The sequence below is a fragment of the Thalassococcus sp. S3 genome, assembly GCF_004216475.1.
Lineage (GTDB): Bacteria > Pseudomonadota > Alphaproteobacteria > Rhodobacterales > Rhodobacteraceae.
This window is the reverse complement of the sequence record NZ_CP022305.1, coordinates 35,712-55,341: the sequence shown is the minus strand read 5'-3', so window position 1 is coordinate 55,341 and position 19,630 is coordinate 35,712. Positions and strand designations below refer to the sequence as shown.

Annotated in this window: 10 protein-coding genes; 2 read left to right on the top strand and 8 right to left on the bottom strand. The window is 62.9% G+C overall.

The genetic code is table 11. The features are described from left to right. Positions 1-87 precede the first annotated feature (87 nt). Positions 88-2,808 (bottom strand): calcium-binding protein, encoded by a 2,721-nt coding sequence (locus CFI11_RS24870; RefSeq protein ID WP_130410256.1) that lies wholly within the window; start codon positions 2,806-2,808, stop codon positions 88-90. 305 nt (positions 2,809-3,113) lie between these two features. Here CFI11_RS24870 and CFI11_RS23980 point away from each other — a divergent pair, with 305 nt between their 5' ends. Next, on the top strand, positions 3,114-9,113 hold the full coding sequence (locus CFI11_RS23980; RefSeq protein ID WP_130410255.1) for a calcium-binding protein: 6,000 nt from the start codon (positions 3,114-3,116) through the stop codon (positions 9,111-9,113). A 100-nt stretch (positions 9,114-9,213) separates the two neighbouring features. Here CFI11_RS23980 and CFI11_RS23975 read toward each other — a convergent pair whose 3' ends face one another. From CFI11_RS23975 to CFI11_RS23965, 3 genes are all read right to left on the bottom strand, one after another. Continuing rightward, a complete protein-coding gene (locus tag CFI11_RS23975) occupies positions 9,214-10,383 on the bottom strand; it encodes a nucleotide sugar dehydrogenase (protein ID WP_256370588.1) in 1,170 nt (389 codons plus the stop codon). Between the two features lie 85 nt (positions 10,384-10,468). Further along, the gene (locus CFI11_RS23970) at positions 10,469-11,197 is read right to left on the bottom strand and encodes a hypothetical protein (RefSeq protein ID WP_130410254.1); all 729 of its coding nucleotides are present in this window, start codon (positions 11,195-11,197) and stop codon (positions 10,469-10,471) included. Positions 11,198-11,268: 71 nt separating this feature from the next. Further along, positions 11,269-12,591, bottom strand: a complete 1,323-nt coding sequence (locus CFI11_RS23965; protein WP_130410253.1) for a hypothetical protein — start codon at positions 12,589-12,591, stop codon at positions 11,269-11,271. 126 nt (positions 12,592-12,717) lie between these two features. Between CFI11_RS23965 and CFI11_RS23960 the strand changes: the two genes are divergently transcribed. Continuing rightward, on the top strand, positions 12,718-16,329 hold the full coding sequence (locus CFI11_RS23960; RefSeq protein WP_130410252.1) for a glycosyltransferase family 2 protein: 3,612 nt from the start codon (positions 12,718-12,720) through the stop codon (positions 16,327-16,329). Between the two features lie 11 nt (positions 16,330-16,340). Here the strand turns inward: CFI11_RS23960 and CFI11_RS23955 are convergent, their stop codons facing one another. From CFI11_RS23955 to CFI11_RS23940, 4 genes are all read right to left on the bottom strand, one after another. Then, positions 16,341-17,135, bottom strand: coding sequence for a hypothetical protein (locus CFI11_RS23955; RefSeq protein ID WP_130410251.1), 795 nt, complete (start codon positions 17,133-17,135; stop codon positions 16,341-16,343). 284 nt (positions 17,136-17,419) lie between these two features. Next, positions 17,420-17,656 (bottom strand): hypothetical protein, encoded by a 237-nt coding sequence (locus CFI11_RS23950; protein ID WP_130410250.1) that lies wholly within the window; start codon positions 17,654-17,656, stop codon positions 17,420-17,422. 98 nt (positions 17,657-17,754) lie between these two features. Next, positions 17,755-18,801 carry a hypothetical protein gene (locus CFI11_RS23945; protein WP_130410249.1) on the bottom strand — a complete coding sequence of 349 codons (1,047 nt, stop codon included), beginning with the start codon at positions 18,799-18,801 and terminating at the stop codon, positions 17,755-17,757. Continuing rightward, positions 18,798-19,625 carry a hypothetical protein gene (locus CFI11_RS23940; protein WP_130410248.1) on the bottom strand — a complete coding sequence of 276 codons (828 nt, stop codon included), beginning with the start codon at positions 19,623-19,625 and terminating at the stop codon, positions 18,798-18,800. The genes CFI11_RS23945 and CFI11_RS23940 overlap by 4 nt, the downstream gene beginning before the upstream one ends. Between the last annotated feature and the right edge of the window lie 5 nt (positions 19,626-19,630).

Genomic DNA, 19,630 nt, shown 5'->3' with positions numbered 1-19,630 from the left:
CGCCGGGCCCGGTCCAAAGCCAAGGTGGATCAGGCAAGAGAGGAGGCGCGAAATTTCAGTGTTTCGCGCGCGAAACGTCGCGGGAGATCAGAGAAAGTCGAGATCGTTCGACAGGATCGCATTGGCCGCGCCGGCAGAGGTGAAATCGCCCTCGATCACCAGCCGGTTGCCATTGCCGTAATCCAGAACCGCGTCTCCGTTTCGAACCGACAGCGTATAGGCCCGGCTGCTGAGCAGGATCGTGTCGATATCGTTCTGGAAATCGCCGATCACATCGGCCCCGTCGGTGGGGTTGAAGAGGAAGCGATCGGCGTCTGGTCCGCCATAGAGCGTGTCGGACCCAAAGCCGCCATGCAGCAGGTCGTTGCCCGCCCCGCCGCCGATCACGTCATTGCCGAACTGGCCCAGAACCGTGTCGTTGCCGCCTTCGCCAAAGAGCGTATCGGCGCCGTCGCCACCCAGCATCGTGTCGTTGCCGGTGCCGCCATAGCCCAGATCGGTGCCGGCCCCGCCGTCGATCCGGTCGTTGCCCGCGCCGCCGCCGATCACATCACGCCCCGCGCCGCCAAAGATCCGGTCGTCGCCCGCTTCGCCAAAGGCGAAATCGTCGCCTGCCTCGGCCAGAAGGACATCGTTGCCCAGCCCACCATAGAGCCTGTCCTGGCCCTCCCAGCCGGTCAGAAGGTCGTTTTGGTTCCCGCCATAGAGCGTGTCGTCGCCCACGCCGCCGTAAAGGCTGTCGGCACCATTGCCGCCGCCGATCAGATCATGACCGAACTGGCCATGGACGATATCGTCGCCGTCTTCGCCAAAGAGCGTGTCGCGCCCGTCAAGCCCGAAGATCCGGTCGCCATCGCCGCCGCCATAAGCCAGGTCGTCGCCACTGCCACCATAAATCAGATCCCGGCCCGTGCCGCCCCCGACCACATCGTTGCCGGCCCCGGCATAGAGACTGTCCGCCCCGGCCTCGCCAAAGAGACGGTCATTCTGGTTTTCGCCCCAGATCACGTCATTGCCGTCGCCGCCAAAGGCGGTGTCGGCCCCGTCCCAGCCGCGCAGGACATCATTGCCGGCCCCACCCCCGATGAAGTCGTTGCCGAACCCGGCCAGGATCAGATCGTTGCCGTCTTCGCCGAAGATCCGGTCGTGACCGGCATTGCCCGACAGAACGTCAAATCCCGCCCCGCCGAAGATCGTGTCATTGCCATCGCTGCCGGTGACCGTATCGGCCCCGTTGCCCGCTTCGAACCGGTCGGCGCGCAGGGTGCCGGTCAACCGGTCGCTGCTGCTGCCGCCCCGAAAGACCGGTTCGTCCAGCCGCCCGCTGGGGGGACGGTTGATGCCGATGAGATTGGCGTTCGTGAAGCTTTCGGCCCGGATCGTGGTGTCATCGACACTGCGGATATCGAGCCGGTCCGAGCCATAGGTGATCCGGATCCCGTTGGGCATTTCCCGGAAGGACAGTTGAGAGACATCGTAGAGCCCCGGAATGGCACTGAGGTCGATTTTGTCTTCATTAGGGTCGAAATCCATGATCCGGTCCCGGGCATCGTCCCAATGCAGCACGAACAGGTCAGCCCCATCGCCGCCCCAGAGCGTGTCCTCGCCCGCGCCGTCGATCAGAATATCGTTGCCGTCCCCGCCGGACAGGTTGTCCTCTCGCGCGCCGCTTTGCAGAAGATCGTCGCCCGCGCTGCCGGATTGCCCCATCTGCCCGACCGCCGCGCCGGTGCCCAGGTCAATGTCGATCCGGGTCAGGCCCGGCTCCGTGGCGCTGCCGACGAAGACGGCGATCCCCGTCGTGGTGGCCGCGGCCTTGAGGGTGGCGATGTTCTGAAGGCTGAGGCCCTCCTCATCCACGATCGTGTCGAGATGGATCAGCGTGCCATCGGGCAGCAGCGAAAGAAGCGACAGCCCGTCATCGCGCCCGGCCGCCAGGACATATGTCCGCGCGCCGACAGTGATGGTCTCCAGCAGATGCGGCGCTTCAAAGCGCGTATCCCGTGTGTCGAGGACGTGATCCACGACGGCCAGTTCCTGATCGGCATTCAGCGCGATGACCGTGATCGAATGCGTGCCCGCACTGGCCAGGAGCGCATAGCTGCTGCCGCCGCTTTCGGCCACGACAAGCGCGCTGGGGTCCGACACGGCGAGCCCGGTCGCGGGCATCAGACTGTCCTGCACTTCAAGCCGCCCGTCCGGGCGCGCCCTGTAAAGGGTGAGGGCGTTGCTGTGGGTGCCCGCGGCCAGGACCCAGCTCTGCCCGCCGGTCTGCCACAGGGCCAGGTCGCGCGCCGCCTCGGCACTGCCGGGCAGGAGGGGCATCGTTTCGATCAGATCGAGCCTGTTAGAGCCTGAAAGACGCCACACGCCCACCCCGCCCATGCCGTCAAGTGCGCCGTAAACGAGGGTTCCCGCGGATGTCTCGACACTCTCAAAGGCCCGCAGGGCGCCAGGGGCCGCGGCGCCATTGAGCACGGCGCGTCCGCCCAATGCGCCATTGCCGGATATGCTATGATAGCTGAAACCGGTCGTATAAGAGCCTGAATAGACCAGTGCAGACCCGTTTTGGGTATTCAGCAACAGGATATCCTCGGGCATCTGCCCGGCCGTGCCCAGGCTTTGCCCGCCCCTGTCGCGCAGCGAACCGTCCGCGCTCAGTTCGCTCATGGCGATGCCAAGACCGTCGCGGCTGAAACAGTAAAGATCAAAACCGCTCCCGTTTTGCTGCAGCTCGATCGAGGTAATGCAGCTCTCCGCCGGCAGATACCCGTCTGAAATTGTCACGGCGCGTGAAAACCCAACCACGTCATGCCCCCTTTACTCACCAGCCCCTAAGCTGGGGGAGGAAGGGATCGGGAAGCGGTGTCAGTTTGTGGCAATCGGGTGGCTCTTAGCGACAATTGTCCATGCCGAAAATCTTCCCTTTTTACGCCACAATCTCTGGCTATTCCGCCTTTTGGCGATCGAAAGGGAGCACAAGAAAACCGGGCGCATTTTAGCGAACTCGGTCCGTCTGGTGCCACTTTGTTAAGGGCCACTCCCTAAGATCGTGAGCAGAGGTACGGCGGTGTCCGGGTGGGACCGGCGCCGAAAACGAGGGACGTGTATTCATGCCATTTGAAAAGATCGGCGCAGGACCGGGCAATGACGCCATGCTGGGGACATCCGGCAATGACCTCATGGAGGGGTTTGATGGCAATGACACGCTGCTTGGGGGCAGCGGCAATGATGCGCTTCTGGGTGGAAACGGGGATGATTTCCTGCGGGGCGATATCGGCGATGACGAGCTGTTGGGCGGCACGGGCGACGACACCATAACCGGCGGCGCGGGAACGGATACGCTGGCTGGCGGGTTTGGCAATGACAGTCTCAATGGCGGCGAAGATGCCGACAGCCTCTTCGGAGGGGAAGACGATGACACGCTGCTTGGAGAAGCCGGTGATGACATGCTGAACGGTCAGGACGGGAACGACACGCTTTATGGCGGTGCCGGAGCCGATCGTCTTTTCGGCGATGACGGAAATGATTTTCTGGACGGTGGTGCCGATGCCGATAGACTGTTCGGAGGGGCGGGAACTGACACGCTCCAGGGAGGGGCGGGTGCGGACCTTCTGAACGGACAGAATGGGGATGATATGGTGTTTGGTGGATCAGCCAACGACACCCTTTTCGGGGATCTTGGCAACGACATCCTACGCGGTGATGACGGCGATGACAGCCTTGTCGGCGGGGATGGCGCCGATACGCTGCGCGGCGACGAGGGGCGTGATACGCTTCTTGGCGATGCCGGCGCGGATGCGCTCTTTGCGGGGGAGGGGGCGGATAGCCTCTTTGGCGGAGAGGGCGATGACAGCCTGGACGGCGAAGGCGGCGACGATCTGATCAACGGCCAGGTCGGCAATGACACGGTTATAGGGGGCAGCGGGTCCGACCGGCTTTACGGCGATGCGGGCAATGACCTGCTCGACGGCGGCGCGGATGACGACAGCCTCTTTGGTGGCACCGGGCGGGATACCCTGTCCGGCGGGACCGGAAACGATCTGCTGAATGGCCAGGCCGGCAACGATATTGTCCGGGGTAACGAAGGCAACGACACCCTTTTCGGAGATACCGGGGATGACAGTCTGGACGGGGGCGCCGGCAATGACGAGCTTTTCGGCGGCGATGGCGCCGATACGCTGGATGGCGGCACCGGGCGGGATCTGATCAACGGCCAGGGCGGCAATGACAGCGTCATGGGCGGCGCGGGCAGCGACACGCTTTTCGGCGATGTGGGGGCCGACACGATCCTGGGTGGGGGTGGCGCGGATTCCATCATCGGCGGCGACGATCACGACCGTCTCTTCGGGGGGGACGGCAATGACACGTTGCGGGGGGATGCTGGCGACGACTTCCTGAATGGCGGAACAGGGGACGATTCCCTCTTTGGCGGGGCCGGGCGTGACACGCTGATCGGCAGCGATGGCAACAACGTCATGAACGGGGATGCCGGCAGCGACGACATCACCGGGGCAGGGGGCGATGACAGCCTCTTTGGCGGTGGCGGTTCCGACACCGTGCGTGGCGGCTCCGGGGCGGACACGATCAATGGCGGCGCCGCCGACGATCTCGTTTCCGGCGAGGACGGAAATGATGCCCTTTACGGGGCGGACGGCAACGATACCCTTTGGGGTGCGCTTGGCGCGGATCTTCTGGTGGGCGGCCAGGGTCTGGATACGCTGTTCGGCGGGGCGGACAATGACAGCCTTTTTGGCGGGTCTGGCAATGACAGCCTTGTCGGTGGCGCCGGTGATGACGAGATCAGCGGCGAAGAGGATAACGACCGTGCCGAAGGCGGCGACGGCCGCGATTCCCTGTTCGGCGGGGATGGTAACGACACGCTGTTCGGGCAGGGCGGTAATGATCTTTTGAACGGCGATGCCGGCAATGATGTCGTAATCGGCGATGTCGGCAATGACAGCCTGTTCGGCAGCAGCGGCAATGATTTCCTGCGAGGGGATGGCGGCAACGACCTGATCAACGGCGGGCGCGACAATGACACGCTGTTGGGCAATGGCGGCGCGGACGAGCTTTATGGCGCGGTCGGCAACGACTTCCTGCGTGGTCATTCCGGTGCCGATACGCTGGTGGGCGGGATCGGCTCCGACACGCTGTGGGGCGAGAACGGCGCGGATGAGCTTTATGGCGGACAGGACAACGACACGCTTCTGGGCGGTGATGACGATGACCTGCTGAACGGCGAGGCCGGTAACGACCTGATCGATGGCGGCGCCGGCAATGACGAGCTTTTCGGCGAGGACGGCAGCGACACGCTGGTCGGCGGCGCCGGGCGCGACCGTCTCTTTGGACAGCGGGATAACGATACGCTTTACGGCGGGGCCGACCGCGACCGCCTGGAAGGCGGCTTTGGCGATGACGAATTGTGGGCCGGGGACGGCGTGGACTACGTCTCGGGCAACGAGGACAACGACCGCATCTTCGGAGAGGCCGGTGATGATGTCGTGTCGGGCTATTTCGGCAATGACCAGGTCTTTGGCGGGGCCGGCGGCGATCACAGCGCGGGCAATTACGGCAACGATTTCGTGCATGGCGGGGTCGGCAACGATTTCGTCTTCGGCGATCCGAATGTCGACATCGTCTTTGGCGGGGCCGGCAACGACTATATGGAGACCAACCACGGCGAGGATATCTTTGCCTTTGGCGGGGCCGATTCCGACACGATCTTTTATCTCTACGTCCCGACCGAGGCATTCGATGTCTCGATGATGCAGCTCGACAGCGGACCGGCTTTCGGCTTTTCCGGCGCATCCGGCGGATCGGGCAATGACCTTGTCATGGGCGTCGGCCTGATCGGTTTCCTCGATGGGGGCGACGGCAACGATCTGATCGACGCAGGCGGTGCAGGTCTGCGCTATGTCGATGATGATGGCAATGAAACCGCGATTGCCGGGGGCACGCGGATCCTGGGCGGGGCCGGTCACGACATCATGATCGCCGGCTCGCAGGAGAACATCTTTTACGGTGACCGCGCCGCGACGCTGCATGAAAACATCTATCTGCTCGATGCGCTGACAGGGGCCAGTCAGAACACCGCGCAATGGCAGGGCCTTCTGGACTGGGCCTGGGACCGCACCAAGAACCTGCTGACCGGCGAGACGGGGCTGACCGAGGCGCTGGCGCCGTCTTCGGATATCTTTGTCTTCGGGCGCAACCATGTCTATCTGCGTGAACCCGATCCCAACGGGATTTCGCCCGATCAGAAGGTGGTGTTCTATCCCGGGGACGGCGACAATGTGATCGTCGATTTCGACCCGTTCCTCGACAAGCTCGACATGAGCGCGGTGGGCGCCTCGACCGAATATCTGTTCAAACAGCTCAGCCAGCAGGGCAATGACGTGGTGCTTGACAGCCCACGGGGCACGATCACGCTGCAAAATGTCGATCTGAATGATCTGACCATCGACATCTTCAACCTCGACGGCACCAGCGCCGACGGGACCGGTCATTTCATGGATGACTTCTTTGTCTCGATGGCGCCGGTCGATGTGCAGGACAGCCCCGAGGATTCCACCGTCAACGTGGTCCTCTTCGACGAGAACGCGGAAGAGCGGGGCCTGCGCCTGATGGGCGAAACCCAGCTACACGATCACATCCTGAACGTGTCGACACTGGACCTGAACACGCAGCTGAACCTTGAAGGAACGGCCAAGACCGTCGATTTCGGCGACGATATCTATTTCGACAATGCCTTCGGCAACCGCATCGCGGGCAATGCCGGTGCCGATATCCTTGTCATGGGCGATGGCAATGACACCCTGCACGGCGATGACAAGCCGGACCTGCAGATGGGCGGGTCCGGAGACGATCATTCCGAGGGCAACCGGGGCAATGACATGCTCTTTGGCGAAGACGGCAGCGATGAGCTGATTGGCGGCTTCGGCGAGGATATCCTGGATGGCGGCAACGGGGTCGATGCGCTTTGGGGCGAGGTCGATGACGACACGCTCTTTGGCGGCGGTGGCAGCGATGCTATCGACGGGGGCTATGGCGATGACGTGATCCACGGGGATCAGGGCATCGGCTTCGCACTGTTCCAGGAGTGGGCCAACAACGATTTCTACGCCAGCATGGGGCCGGGCCCGGTGACGCGTTATCTGGATGTCGCCAACCTGGTCGTACGCCCCGAATTCTATGATCCCAACGATCCCAGGACCTGGTTCGAGATCGAGCTTTGGGATCCCGCGACCATCTTCGAAGGCAATGACATGCTCTTCGGCGGCTATGGCAACGATCTGATGTTCGGCGATGGCGGCAACGATACGGTCAAGGGCGGGCAGGGTCGCGACACCCTGGATGGCGGGCAGGGCAATGACCTGCTGTCCGGCTGGTCCGGCGATGACGAGATGTTCGGCCAGGGCGGCTCTGACACGCTTTACGGCGATATGGGAGAGGACACGCTCTCGGGCGGCTTCGGCGATGACCTCCTTTACGGAGGTGAGGGCAACGACCTCGTCATGGGCGATGGCGGCAACGACACCCTTCTGGGCGGCGGCGGCGATGACAGCATCATCGGCCATTCAGGCGTGGATTCCCTTTACGGCAATGACGGCAACGACACGCTGCTGGGCTATCGCAACAACGATGTTCTGGTGGGCGGTGACGGGCAGGACCGTCTTTACGGCCATCAGGGCAATGATCGTCTCTTCGGGGATGGCGGCAATGACCTGCTCGAAGGTCATCAGGGCGATGATACCCTGTCCGGCGGATGGGGCAGCGACACGCTTTTGGGCGGTTTGGGCAATGACAACCTTTACGGCAAGGACGGGGCGGACTGGCTTTATGGCTGGGACGGCAATGACCGTCTGTTCGGCGATGGCGGCACCGATACGCTGGATGGCCAGAACGGCAATGACACGCTGAACGGCAATGGCGGTGCCGACCTGCTGCGGGGGGGCGCCGGCAATGACGACCTCTTCGGTGAAAACGGCAATGACCGTCTTTTCGGCGGGGCCGGCGCGGATATGCTTGTGGGTGCGGATGGCAATGATCTGCTGGCCGGTGACGCGGGTTCCGACAGGCTTTTCGGGGATGCCGGTAACGACAGCCTCTATGGCAATACCGATGCCGATACGCTTGTCGGAGGGGCTGGCGACGACCTTCTCAACGGCGGTACGCAGGATGATGAGCTTTTCGGCGGCACCGGCAATGACGATCTGACCGGATGGACCGGCAACGACCTGCTGGTCGGAGCGGAAGGCGCGGATACGCTGACCGGCAATACCGGCATGGACCGGCTCTTTGGCGATGCCGGCAATGACCTGCTCTTTGGCAATGAGGACAATGATTTCCTTGTTGGCGGCGCGGATCAGGACACGCTCTGGGCCGGATCGGGCAATGACACCGCTTATGGCAATCTGGGCCATGACGTCCTTTACGGCAATGATGGCAATGACAGCCTGGAAGGCGGGGCCGGCCGGGATTCGATTTACGGCGGCAATGGCAATGACACCGTGATCGGCGGGGCCGACGATGATCTCATCTATGGCGGCAACAATCGCGATCTGCTGGCCGGCAATCTCGGCAATGACCGTCTTTACGGCAACAACGGCAATGACCAGCTTTTCGGCAATGAAGGGGCGGATCTGCTGGATGGCGGTGCCGATGCCGATATGATCGCGGCCGGCAGCGGCAACGACACTGCCTTTGGCGGTTCGGGCTTCGATACGCTCTATGGCGGGGCCGGGGCGGATCTGCTGAATGGCGGCAATGGCAACGACCAGCTTTTCGGCGGTGCAGACAGGGACACGCTGGAAGGCCGTGGCGGCAACGATACGCTCAGCGGCGGCGCCGGCGGGGATACATTCGTGTTCTACGGCAATGACGGCAATGACGTGATCGAGAATTTCTCGACCTCGGCTTTCTTCGCGGATCACGACGTGCTGCGGTTCGTGAATTTCACCGAAGTGAACAGCCTGGCCGCCTTCAAGGCCGCCTCGACCCAGATGGGCAACGATATCGTCTATGATTTCGGCAATGACGGCCAGAACGTTCTGACCATCCGCAGCACCTTCCTCAACGATCTGGGAAGCGCCGATCTGGTCTTTGTCTAAGCGCCGGGTTTAACGGCGCATCGGCGACCCGGTAGGCCGGGTCGCTGCGGCTCTAAATCGCGGTTTAGGGTCTGATATGAGGGATCTTGAGGGCGTGCCCCTAGTCCGTCATGAACAGATCGCGCGAGAAGACCTTGTCGGCCACATCGCGGATATGGTCGTCCCAGCGGTTGGCCACGATCACATCGGCCTCGGCCTTGAAAGCGGCCAGATCGCGCGTCACCGGGGAGCCGAAGAAGAGATCGTCTTCCATCACCGGTTCATAGATGATCACCCGGATGCCCTTGGCCTTGATCCGTTTCATCACCCCCTGGATCGAGGAGCTGCGGAAATTGTCGGAATTGTGCTTCATCACCAGCCGGTAGATGCCCACGGTCTTGGGCGTCTTGCGCAGGATCTCGTCGGCGATGACATCCTTGCGGGTGGCATTCGCATCGACGATGGCCTGGATCAGGTTCTGCGGCACATGTTCGTAATTGGCCAGCATCTGCTTGGTATCCTTGGGCAGGCAATAGCCGCCATATCCGAAGGACGGGTTGTTATAGCCATCGCCGATCCGCGGCTCCAGGCAGACGCCGTCGATGATCTGGCGGGAATTCAGCCCGTGCCGCAGCGCAAAGGAATCGAGCTCGTTGAAATAGGCCACCCGCATCGCAAGATACGTGTTCGAAAACAGCTTGATCGCTTCCGCTTCGGTCGGATCGGTCAGAAGGAGAGGGACATCCTGCTTTTCCGCGCCGTCCCGCAGCAGCCCGGCCACCTGTTCCCCGCGTGGGCCCCGGTCTCCGACCACGATGCGGGAGGGATGCAGATTGTCGTAAAGCGCGCGCCCCTCGCGCAGAAACTCCGGCGAGAAGAGGATCGTATCGGTCTCGAAGGTTTCGCGCATGGACTGGGTGAAACCCACGGGGATCGTCGACTTGATCACGATCGTGGCGTCCGGGCAATGCGCGCGGGCCTTGGCGATCGTGGCGCTTACGGTTTCGGTGTTGAAATAGTTTTTGTCCGGGTCGTAATTGGTCGGTGTCGCGATGATCACCACCTCCGCCCCGGTCAGGGCGGCCGTGATATCTGTCAGACCGGTGAGCGACAGTCCGCCCTCCTGCAACACCCGTTCCGCATCGGGATCGGCGATGGGCGATTGGCCGGAATTGAGCAAAGCGATGCGGCCCTCGTCGATATCGACGGCCCGGACCTCGTTCTTGCGCGCCAGAAGAACGGCCATCGCCATGCCCACATATCCAAGTCCAACAACGGTGATTTTTGTCACGAGAAACTCCTTTCGGCGGCAAGGGGTGCCACCCCGTTCATGTGAGGGGCCGTGTCAGGGCAGGGTCGTCCAGGGATGTCTGTCATCAGAAACTGGAACGGTCCAGATGGGCCAGATCGGCATAATTAGAGACCAGATCGGCATTTGACCGCGTCTTGATCCGGGTGAAGCTGGAACTGGGGGGGCGTGTCCGGTCAAGCCCCTCTTCGCCGTAAAGCTGTGCGACGGCCTGTGCGCAGCTTCCGACGGAACGGCTGATCTTTTCGAAAAAGATCTCTTCGTAATCACCGTCTCCGAATGTTTTCCGGGCCCAGGCCACATCGGCCTCGCGCTCCGCGATATATTTCTCAAGCGCCTTGCGGTTCAGCGTGATCGGCTCAAGCTCGTCGGGGACCGCATCGGGGTCGGGCTTGCGCTGCCAGACATTCGACAGCACCGCCATTTCCCGCGACAGGAACGCCTCGAATAGATTACAGCGGATCAGGTGTACGATCCGGGCTTCGCGGGCCACATGCTCCCAGATCGGGGCAGAGCGGGGCTGATGATAATAATAGGCCCGTATGGTGACGGGAACCGCGCTGTCCGCGGCGATGTCCCGGACCAGATGCCACAGGCCACCGGGCTTGTCTTCGGCAATGCCTTTGAGTGTTTCGATCGGCTCGCCGGTTGCCGCAGACAGCCGTTTCAGGCTGTCGCCGCCCTTGCGCAGCACTTCCTGCAGGACAAGGTCGGAAGGGCGGCAGCGTTGCAGGATATCGGTGAAGTAACGGCCGCCAAACCGGGCCGAGGTTATGACAATGGTCGGCGCGCTCATAGGGCCAGCATCCGGTTACTCTCAATCTTCTTTTCAGGCACGTCAAAAATAATGAAACGCTCTACCAGGAATTACAGGCCTGAAGGCGGCGGAAGTCTGATTGTTTCAAACGAGAGTGTTCTGACGGCTTTCAGAATGGCGTTCAACCACAAAACTTCAGCAGTCTGGGAATTGCCGATCACCGGGATCAGGGCGATTTCACCGGGATGCGGGGGTCCGTCAATCCGGATCACCTGACCGTCTTCTTCCATGGGTTGAGCGTCGCCCTGAAGGATCGCGACAGGGTGGTCAGAGGCCAGTGTTTCAAGGCATTCAAAGCTTCCCGGGCCGAACAGCATGTCGACCAGGGGCCCGGCCTCCATATGCGCGACAAGCCGTGCGGCGTCTTCCTGCCGACGGATATCCCATCGTTTTTTGTCGGCCGGATCCAGGATGTGCTTAAGAAAGCAGCTCGACTCGTTGATCGACTGCATTGCTTCGATCAGGACGTCGTCGCTGACATAGCTTGCAGCCTTGGGATTGGCGGCGGCCCGGCGCGGCGGAAGCGGCCAGGCTTCCCGCCGGGGGGACAGGCCGGCCGCCTGGAGAAAGACCCGGATATTGTCGGTGTCCAGAACATGGGTGGCCACATCGTAATGCAGCAGGGGCAGGAACGGGGCCGTGGCCAGCCCGCTGAGAATGGCATCGACCTCGTCGAATTGCCGCGGCAGGAAGGTCGGATCGTATCCGGTCCGCTGATAGAGCCAGGCGGGCAGGGTGATGCGCCCCGAACTGCCATCCCCCCAGGTGCCCGAGAAGTGGTGAAAGATGAAATCGGGACCGTATCGCAGCAGCGCGTCGAGCAGGATCCGGGTCTCTTCGGCGGTGACGAAATTATCCGCATCCAGGCTCGAATAAAGCTGCCCGGACAGATAGGGGCGAAAGGCATTCTTGGCCTGTCCGAAATGCCATTGCGGCAGGGCAGGGCGGGATATGGCCCGCAGATAGCCGGAGGTCAAAGCCTCGGGAAACTGGGCCTGCAGCCAGGGCAGGATCTCGGGGGTGTCTTCAAAGGCCAGCACCAGGAATTCGATGCGGTCGCGATGGGCCAGATTGGCCGCCAGATTGGCCGCGAGCGTGGCCTCCAGATCCGCGCGCCGGTTCATCACCGGAATGCAATAGGAGATCGCGATCCGCGTCCCGGCTTCGGCTCCGGGCGCCCGCCGGGCCAGGGCCCGGGGCAGGGGGGCATCGGCGGGCAGGGCAGGGCAGTCCGCGCTCAGCCCACGGCCCAGCCGGAAGCCCACGGTCAGGTAATGATCCTCCGGCGTCCAGCTCCCCGCCGCCACATCGCGATACCGGTCCTTATACCAGCCGGGATCAAAAGCGCCGGTATTGTCCAGTATATCCTGCATTCCGTTCCCGATCGGTTCTATGTGTTCCGTAACGCCCGTTCCGGGATTATGAAAACGATTTCAATTGAGTTTCGGGCAGAATACGTGTGAATGCAGTCTGATGACAATGAATGCCACTGACCAAGAATGACCCAAGTGACGGCATCCGCCCCGACGATCCGGCTTGCCCCTGTTGATTTCCTTACCCTTGAAATCGTGACACCTGCTGCCGTCGAGGTCCATTTCGCCGGGCAGGCGCTGAGCGTGCTTGACGATCCCGATATCGCCGACCGGTTCGAACTGCCGGTGCCGGGATGGATGTGGCAGGCCGTGCCGGCAGGGGCGCCGCTGGTTCTGGACTGGCACTGCCCGGAGCGCGACCAGAGGGGTCAGTTTTCGATCTGGCGGGGCGATGTGGGGGCCCGGCTGGGCCTGCTGGCGCAAAGCCCCGCGGCCGAGTACGAGGCGGCCGCCCTTGTCGGGGCGCTGGAACATGTCCATGCGGGCGGCGTGACGGAAGACACGCTGACGCCGGAGTTGAGGCAGTGGTTGTCCGATGCCGCGGCGCTGACCGGGCTGGGGGCGATCTTTCCCCCTCCCGCGCCGGAGGCTGAACCCGGAGATTATCGGGCCATTACCACGTTCGGAGGGATCCTGCGGCAGGGGGAGGCCCGGGATCCTGCCAGGCTGAGCATGGCCTTCGATGCGGGTCTGGCCGAATTGACCGGCGCACAGAGCAGCGAGGTCTTTCTGCTCGCGGTTACCCCGGCTTTTTGCCGGGCCGATGCCATGGATGTTCTGCTGGACCGAATGCGGGCGCATGATCTGCCCGTGCCGCAATCGGATACCGTGGCCGAATGGGCCTATATCCAGGTTCTGGCGCACCGGCTTGCACAGCAGGACTGGGCCGGGGCGCATGAGGTGAGCGCCTGGCTGTCGGAGACGTCCCAGACCTGGGTGAGTACACCGGCGCTGGGATGGGCGCTGCGGCAGACGGTTGCACCCGCGACCTGGGAGATGCCCGGCTGGATCCGGTCGGCGATCCTGCACAATCTGTTGCGGTTTCTGGAGGCGGTCGCCACGCGCATACCGGGCCTTGTCGCCTGTACCGAGATGGTGCGCATGGCGGCGGCTCTGGTCATGGTGCTGGACCGGTTCGAGGAAGACCTTGAAACCCGCCTGTCCTGGTCGCTCTTGCGTCTCTTTGGGACAGTGCCGGAGTTTTGGAGCGGCGTGCAGGCGCTGGAGCGGGCCGGCGTGACGCTCAGGACCGAACTGCGCGCGGGGGCCGAAGCCTTTGCGCTCTTTTGCCGGGCGCTGGATCAGCCGGGCGCGCCGGAGGCCCGGGACGAGGCGCTCGCGGATGTCGCGCTGCGCGATCTGAGGCGCCTTGGCGTGGCGCATACCGAAGCATTGCGTATCGAGGCGCTGGGACCCTACGGGTCGGGGCGGCAGCGTTCGGCCACCACATCCCAGGTTTTTCTGGAAAACGATCCGGGTGACGCGGCCTTGCTGCGCGGATTGGCGGCCCCTCTGGCGGCGGATCTTGCGCCGGTGCCGGTCGATCAATTGCGCCAGACGATGCGCTGGATGCACAAGGATGTTGCGGCCGTTGCCGATGCCAGGCCCGTTGAGCACGCGATGCGCCAGGCCTGGGATCTGATCCGGGGCGGAACGCTGGAGGGGGAGCGCGGGCCTGCCTTCTGGTCCGCGCTGATCCATGTTGCAGGGGCGGGTGCGCAGTTCAGCGGTCTGGCCATCGCCTTTGCCACCCTGGCCGATCTTCTGGATCGGGGGCGCCCTGCCCCGTCCGAAGCCCTGGCCGAGGCCATCGCATCCACACTGATCCGGATGAGCAAGGAACACGGCGATGCCCTTTTGGGGAGCCCCTTCGTGGGGGCGACGGCCGCGCGGCTGCTTCAGGTCGCGGACCGGGCCGAGACCGGACCGGCCGTCGGGGCCATCGCCGACCGGCTTCGGGACCTGGGCCTGACCGCAGGGACGGTCAAGGAACCGCCGGCCTCGCTCCGCCCGGCGCCGGCCCTCTTTGACACGCTTGTGGTCATCTGCTCGTGCGAGGCCAATCTGGACACGCGCATACCGGCATTGCGCAAGGGCTGGCTGGCCGAGCTCAAGCGCTTTGGCATTCCCTATGTCATCGTTGTCGGCGGGACGGAGACCTGGCTGGACGGGGATGTGCTGCGCGTGGCGGCGCCGGACGATTACGCGGGTTTGCCGGAAAAGATGCTGGCGGCCATACGCTGGGTGCGCAACACCACCGATTATGCCCACCTCTTCAAGCTCGATGACGATTGTCATCTGGATGTGGAAGCGTATTTCCTCAATCCGTTCTGGCGCAGGCATACCTGGTACGGACGGCGGCTGGTCAAGCCGGACGGCATGGCGGACCGTCTCTGGAGCCAGCCCGGAGGGATCGAAAAGACCCCGCCGGCCCGGTTCGACAAGCTGCCGCGGCATGGTGTGTATGCCGATGGATCCACCGGCTATGCGCTGCACCGCTGGGCTATGGGGGCCGTTCTGCGCGTGGCGGACAGCCTTGAAGGGCAGCGCATGCGGGCCGGAGCCCAGGCCGAGGACAAGCTGATCGGGGCGCTTCTGGTGCAGGAGGGCTTTTATCCCGAGAACACGGAATATCACACGCTTGTTCTGCGCAAGACCGTGGCCGATGGGGCGGTCGTGCCCCGCTGGGCTGCCGGGTTCATGGCCAACGATACCTTGCGCCTGACCCGTGTGGTGCATTTTGACGAGACGCTGCCGGCCACCCGGATCGCCGCGGCGCGCCGCGCGCCGGGCCTGTTTCCCCGCCGTCTGTGGCCGGCGACGCGCAAACCACTGGCCGGTCACGGTCATGCCGGCCTGACCCTTGTCACCTCCGAAGCCCGGCTGGCCCGGTTGGTTCAGGCGCCGGTCGCCGTCGTGGCCGTGATGCGCAACGAGATGTTCATGCTGCCGCATTTCCTGGCCCATTATCGGCGGCTGGGTGTCGAAAGCTTTCTGGTCGTCGACAATCTGTCGGAGGACGGCACGCTGGAATATCTGGCCGATCAGCCCGACGTGGCCGTCTTTTCCGCCGAAACCGATTTCCGCGATGCCGACCAGGGCACCGAATGGAAAACGACGCTGGCTGCCCAGTTGCGGCCGGGCCTGTGGACGCTGGTCGCCGATGCCGACGAGCTTGCGATCCTGCCCGCCGGAACGGACAGCCTTGCACAGCATGTCAGGACATTGGGCCGCGAGACCGATGCACAACGGCTCCTGATGCTGGATCTCTATCCGCAGGGGCCGCTGTCGGACATGACCCTGGCCTCGGGCGATCCTTTTTCTGAGGCGCCCTTTGCGGACCGGTCCCCGTTTCTGGCCAACTCGATCGCACGGGGGCCGTTTTCGAATGCCGACACCTTCACCAGCGCCCTGCGTCACAGGTTGATGCCGGGCAACCGGCCCGAAGCCTTCGTCGTGCAGAAGGTGGCGCTTTTCCGGCACCGTCCCTGGATGCGGTTTTCAACCAGCCTGCATTACGCAGCCGGGGTGCGCCTTGCGGAAGAAACACTTGTCTTCGGCCATTTCAAATATACCGCCGAATTCGATGCCAAGGCCCATCGGGAAGTGGCACGGGGGCAATATTGGAACAATGCCGAGGAATATCGCCAATATCTGACGCGCGGGTTCGGGGAAGGGGGGCTTTATGATCCGGCTGTCTCGGTCCCGTGGTCCGAGGCGCTGACCGACGCGATCTAGCCTGGACGGGATCAGGCCTGCCCCGGTGCCTGTGATGACAGATGCGGGGGGATGCGATCGGCTTCGCGGGCGGCGAGCCAGTCCTGGTGATGGTTTTCCCAATGGGCAAACCGGGCTTCGGCCGCGGCATGGTCCGCATCGCTCCACCGGGCGGGCGGGGGCAGCGGCCCGGCAGGGGGAAAGCGCAGGTCCGGCACGCTTTCCAGGGCTGCGTTCAGAAAGCGATCCCGCGCTTCCGGGCCGGACCAGAGCGTTCCGGGGGTCGCGGCGTGAAAGAGCGGCTGCGTTTCGGTCTGCAGGGTAAAGAGCCAGCGGCGGCGGCGCGCCTGGTTGGAAAGCGTGGCTTCGGTCTTGGCTCGCATCAGCCAGAGGGCGGCAGCGGGGGCGATCCCCACCCGGACCGGCGCGGCGCTGAACCCGGTCGGGGCCGGAAGGTCATGGGCACGAAAGAACCCCTCGATCACCCCGGGCTGCAGATCCTCGAACAGGGTGACGGTCACCCGAAAGCGGGCCCGGAATGCATCGAGCCGCCGGCGATAGTCGAAGCGGGTGGGATAGGAGGCCAGGAACGTCTCGAAGGAAAAGGTCTCGGGCCAGCTGGTACTGATCGTTTTATAGAGCGATTCCATGAACGTATCGGGCCGCCGCAAGCACAGCGCAATTTCGGTCTCGAAAGGCTCTGCCCACTCTGCCAAGCGGTCGAGATAATGATCGGTGCGGGTCAGGGCGTCTTTGGCGGGGCTGTCCTCGGCTTCCAGCCGATAGATGGTCTCGGCGCTCAGCAGAATGGTTTCATCCGGCGACACGGTGTCGAGCAGATGGTCGCGGAAGGTGGCGAGCTTTTTTTGGTGATGCGGTTTGAACCGGGCCAGGGCCGTCGCGAAATTGAAATGGGCGTTGGCGCTTTGCAGCCTGGGATCGGTTTTGAAGATCTCCGAGCTGTCAGGATAATAGAGGCCTCTGTCGCGCAGAGCGGCCCGGCTCTACGCACAGAATGCCTGGATGCCCGTCGTGCCGGTCTTGTGAGTTCCGACGTGTAAAATCAGTCGACGCAACGGGTGGATCCAGGTCGGTCTGTTGTGCCGGAGGCTTACTCTGCCGGAACGACCTTGAAATTGCCGCGCTCGAGAGATTCCAGAGCCCGGAAGCCCCCTTTCATACGGTCGCTGCGGACCGCTTCCCAGGAGGCCTTGCGTTCGGCTTCGGTGGCGTCCGGATTGGACATCTTGAATTCGGTCAGCCATGTGCCCCATGCGATCAGGCGCGCAATGTCGCGGCGTTCCTTGGTGGCTGCTTCTTCTTCGGTCACCGTGGGTGTGAGTGTCATCTTAAGTCTCCTTCAAAAGTGGGCTTCAAAAACAAAACCATGGTATCAAAATCGCGGCTGGACGTCCCTGCAAAGCCGCCCTTCTGGTCTGAATACGATCAGGATGCCGCTGCTTTGCGTCTTTCTCGTTCAGATAGGAATTGCCGCGCCAGTCCCTGCGTGGCCGCAGCCCACAGACCCATGGCGATTTCCCGGTCGACAGCCATCAGCCGCTCGACCTTGCTGAGGGTCGGGACCGTCTCGTCGGGGCCGTCGGCCTCGGCGCATTTGCCGCTGGCAAAGGTGATGCCATAGCGGGTCTGCATCGCCTCGATATCCTGGGCAGAGCTTTCCAGAACCTGGTCGCGGATATTGCGGTAGAGCAAGGGCTTGGTGCCGATCTGATGCTGTTGCGCCAGATCGCGGATCCGCCGCCAGAAAAATTCCGCCTGTTTCGGAGGCACATTGGGCACCGGCGCCCCTGCGGTCAGGGGCTGACGGGACATTTCCAGTACGAACAGAACCTCAGCGGGCAGCGATTCATTGGCGCTCACGGGCTCCCATCCGGATATGTCGATCCGGTCGAGGCCGCAGGCCTTCAGGAAATCGGCCACGATATCGCCGCCTTCGAGCTTTTCGCGGTTCATCTCGCGGACGGTCGCGCGGGTCTCGAAGATCTCTTCGAACAGCGCGATCTTGGCGGCGAAATTCGGCGAGAAACCGGCCGGATCGAACAATTGGCCGGACCGTTTTACCCGTTCCTGCGCGATGGACAGGAAGAAATCGACCGGGTTGCGGACATAGATCACCAGATGAATATCGGGATCGATCGCTCGCAGCGCATCCCGCAACCGCTCCAGATTGGGGCGGCGGTGCAGGGCGGTGGTAAAGCTCATCAGCTCTTCGCAGGACAAGACTGCATCGTCGCATCCGGCTGCCTCGATGGCGTGGGTCAGATCGGCCATCTTCTTGTCCAGCGCGGCCTGCTTGTCGGCGGTCTGAAACTGGCTGTGATCGAATTCCTTCAGATAGCGCTGTTTGAAATCGCCATCGATCAGGGGATAGCACAGGCCCTGCGCGCGCAGGGCGGCGTTGTGTTTTTCAAAAAGCCTTTGAATGCTTGTCGTGGCTGTCTTGGGAAACCCCGCATGCAGGTGCAGCGTCATGATGCGGTGCCTTCCAGCATGGCGGTGCGGTCACTTTTGAAAAAGACATAATCGGGCAATTTCTCGAGCGCGCGGCGCAAATCGTCGATCCCGTCGAACCGGTCATAGCGGTTGCGGGTATTCTGGTTGCCCACATCGCGCATCTTGCTGGTCATCTCGGAAATCTGGTCGTCGCCGCAGTCAAAGCCCAGATAGGTCGTCGTTGCCGATACCGCCGCGCAGGCGGTTTCGAAATCGGCTTCATAGACCTGCTCGAACGAAATCACATGCGGTTTGGCACCCTGTGCCTTCAGCGATTTCCAGAAATCGTTGAGCCGGGTGATCCCCATCGTCTCGTGTTCCAGCAAGGCATCAATGTCGAGCGGTGCATCGAAAGCCGGATCCGTGGCCTCGTCGGGTTTTTCATGGCTGGGCCCCCACACTTTCGTGCGGCGGGCATATTCCATCGACAGCAGCCGCTGCAGCGAGTTTTCGCGGATCAGAAACAGGCTCTTGTAATCCTGATCGACCGAGGCCTTGGCCAGGCTGGAGCTGATGCGCCAGGGCACCATTTCCACGCAATGCTTGATGTTCTCGTTCTTGGCCAGAATGTCATGAACGGCTTTTTCGACATTGGCCACGGCGGCCTTTTTGGTGTCTTCGTCGCCGAAGCGGTCCTTTTCCCAGGCCTGCATGATATGGCCATAGACACGCGGACGGTTGAACGGTTCCTGTTCCGCACGAAACGGTGACATCTCGAGCAGGTTGCGACTGAGATTTGTGCCGCCGGTGCGTTGCATCGTCCAGATGATGAAAGGCACCGGCGTGCTTTGGGTTTGTGTCATTGTTG

Excerpts from the sequence above, each read along its gene's own strand:
- CFI11_RS23980 (WP_130410255.1), top strand. The coding sequence starts at position 3,114 with ATGCCATTTGAAAAGATCGGCGCAGGACCGGGCAATGACGCCATGCTG.
- CFI11_RS23970 (WP_130410254.1), bottom strand. The coding sequence starts at position 11,197 with ATGAGCGCGCCGACCATTGTCATAACCTCGGCCCGGTTTGGCGGCCGT.
- CFI11_RS23965 (WP_130410253.1), bottom strand. The coding sequence starts at position 12,591 with ATGCAGGATATACTGGACAATACCGGCGCTTTTGATCCCGGCTGGTAT.
- CFI11_RS23960 (WP_130410252.1), top strand. The coding sequence starts at position 12,718 with ATGACCCAAGTGACGGCATCCGCCCCGACGATCCGGCTTGCCCCTGTT.
- CFI11_RS23950 (WP_130410250.1), bottom strand. The coding sequence starts at position 17,656 with ATGACACTCACACCCACGGTGACCGAAGAAGAAGCAGCCACCAAGGAA.
- CFI11_RS23945 (WP_130410249.1), bottom strand. The coding sequence starts at position 18,801 with ATGACGCTGCACCTGCATGCGGGGTTTCCCAAGACAGCCACGACAAGC.
- CFI11_RS23940 (WP_130410248.1), bottom strand. The coding sequence starts at position 19,625 with ATGACACAAACCCAAAGCACGCCGGTGCCTTTCATCATCTGGACGATG.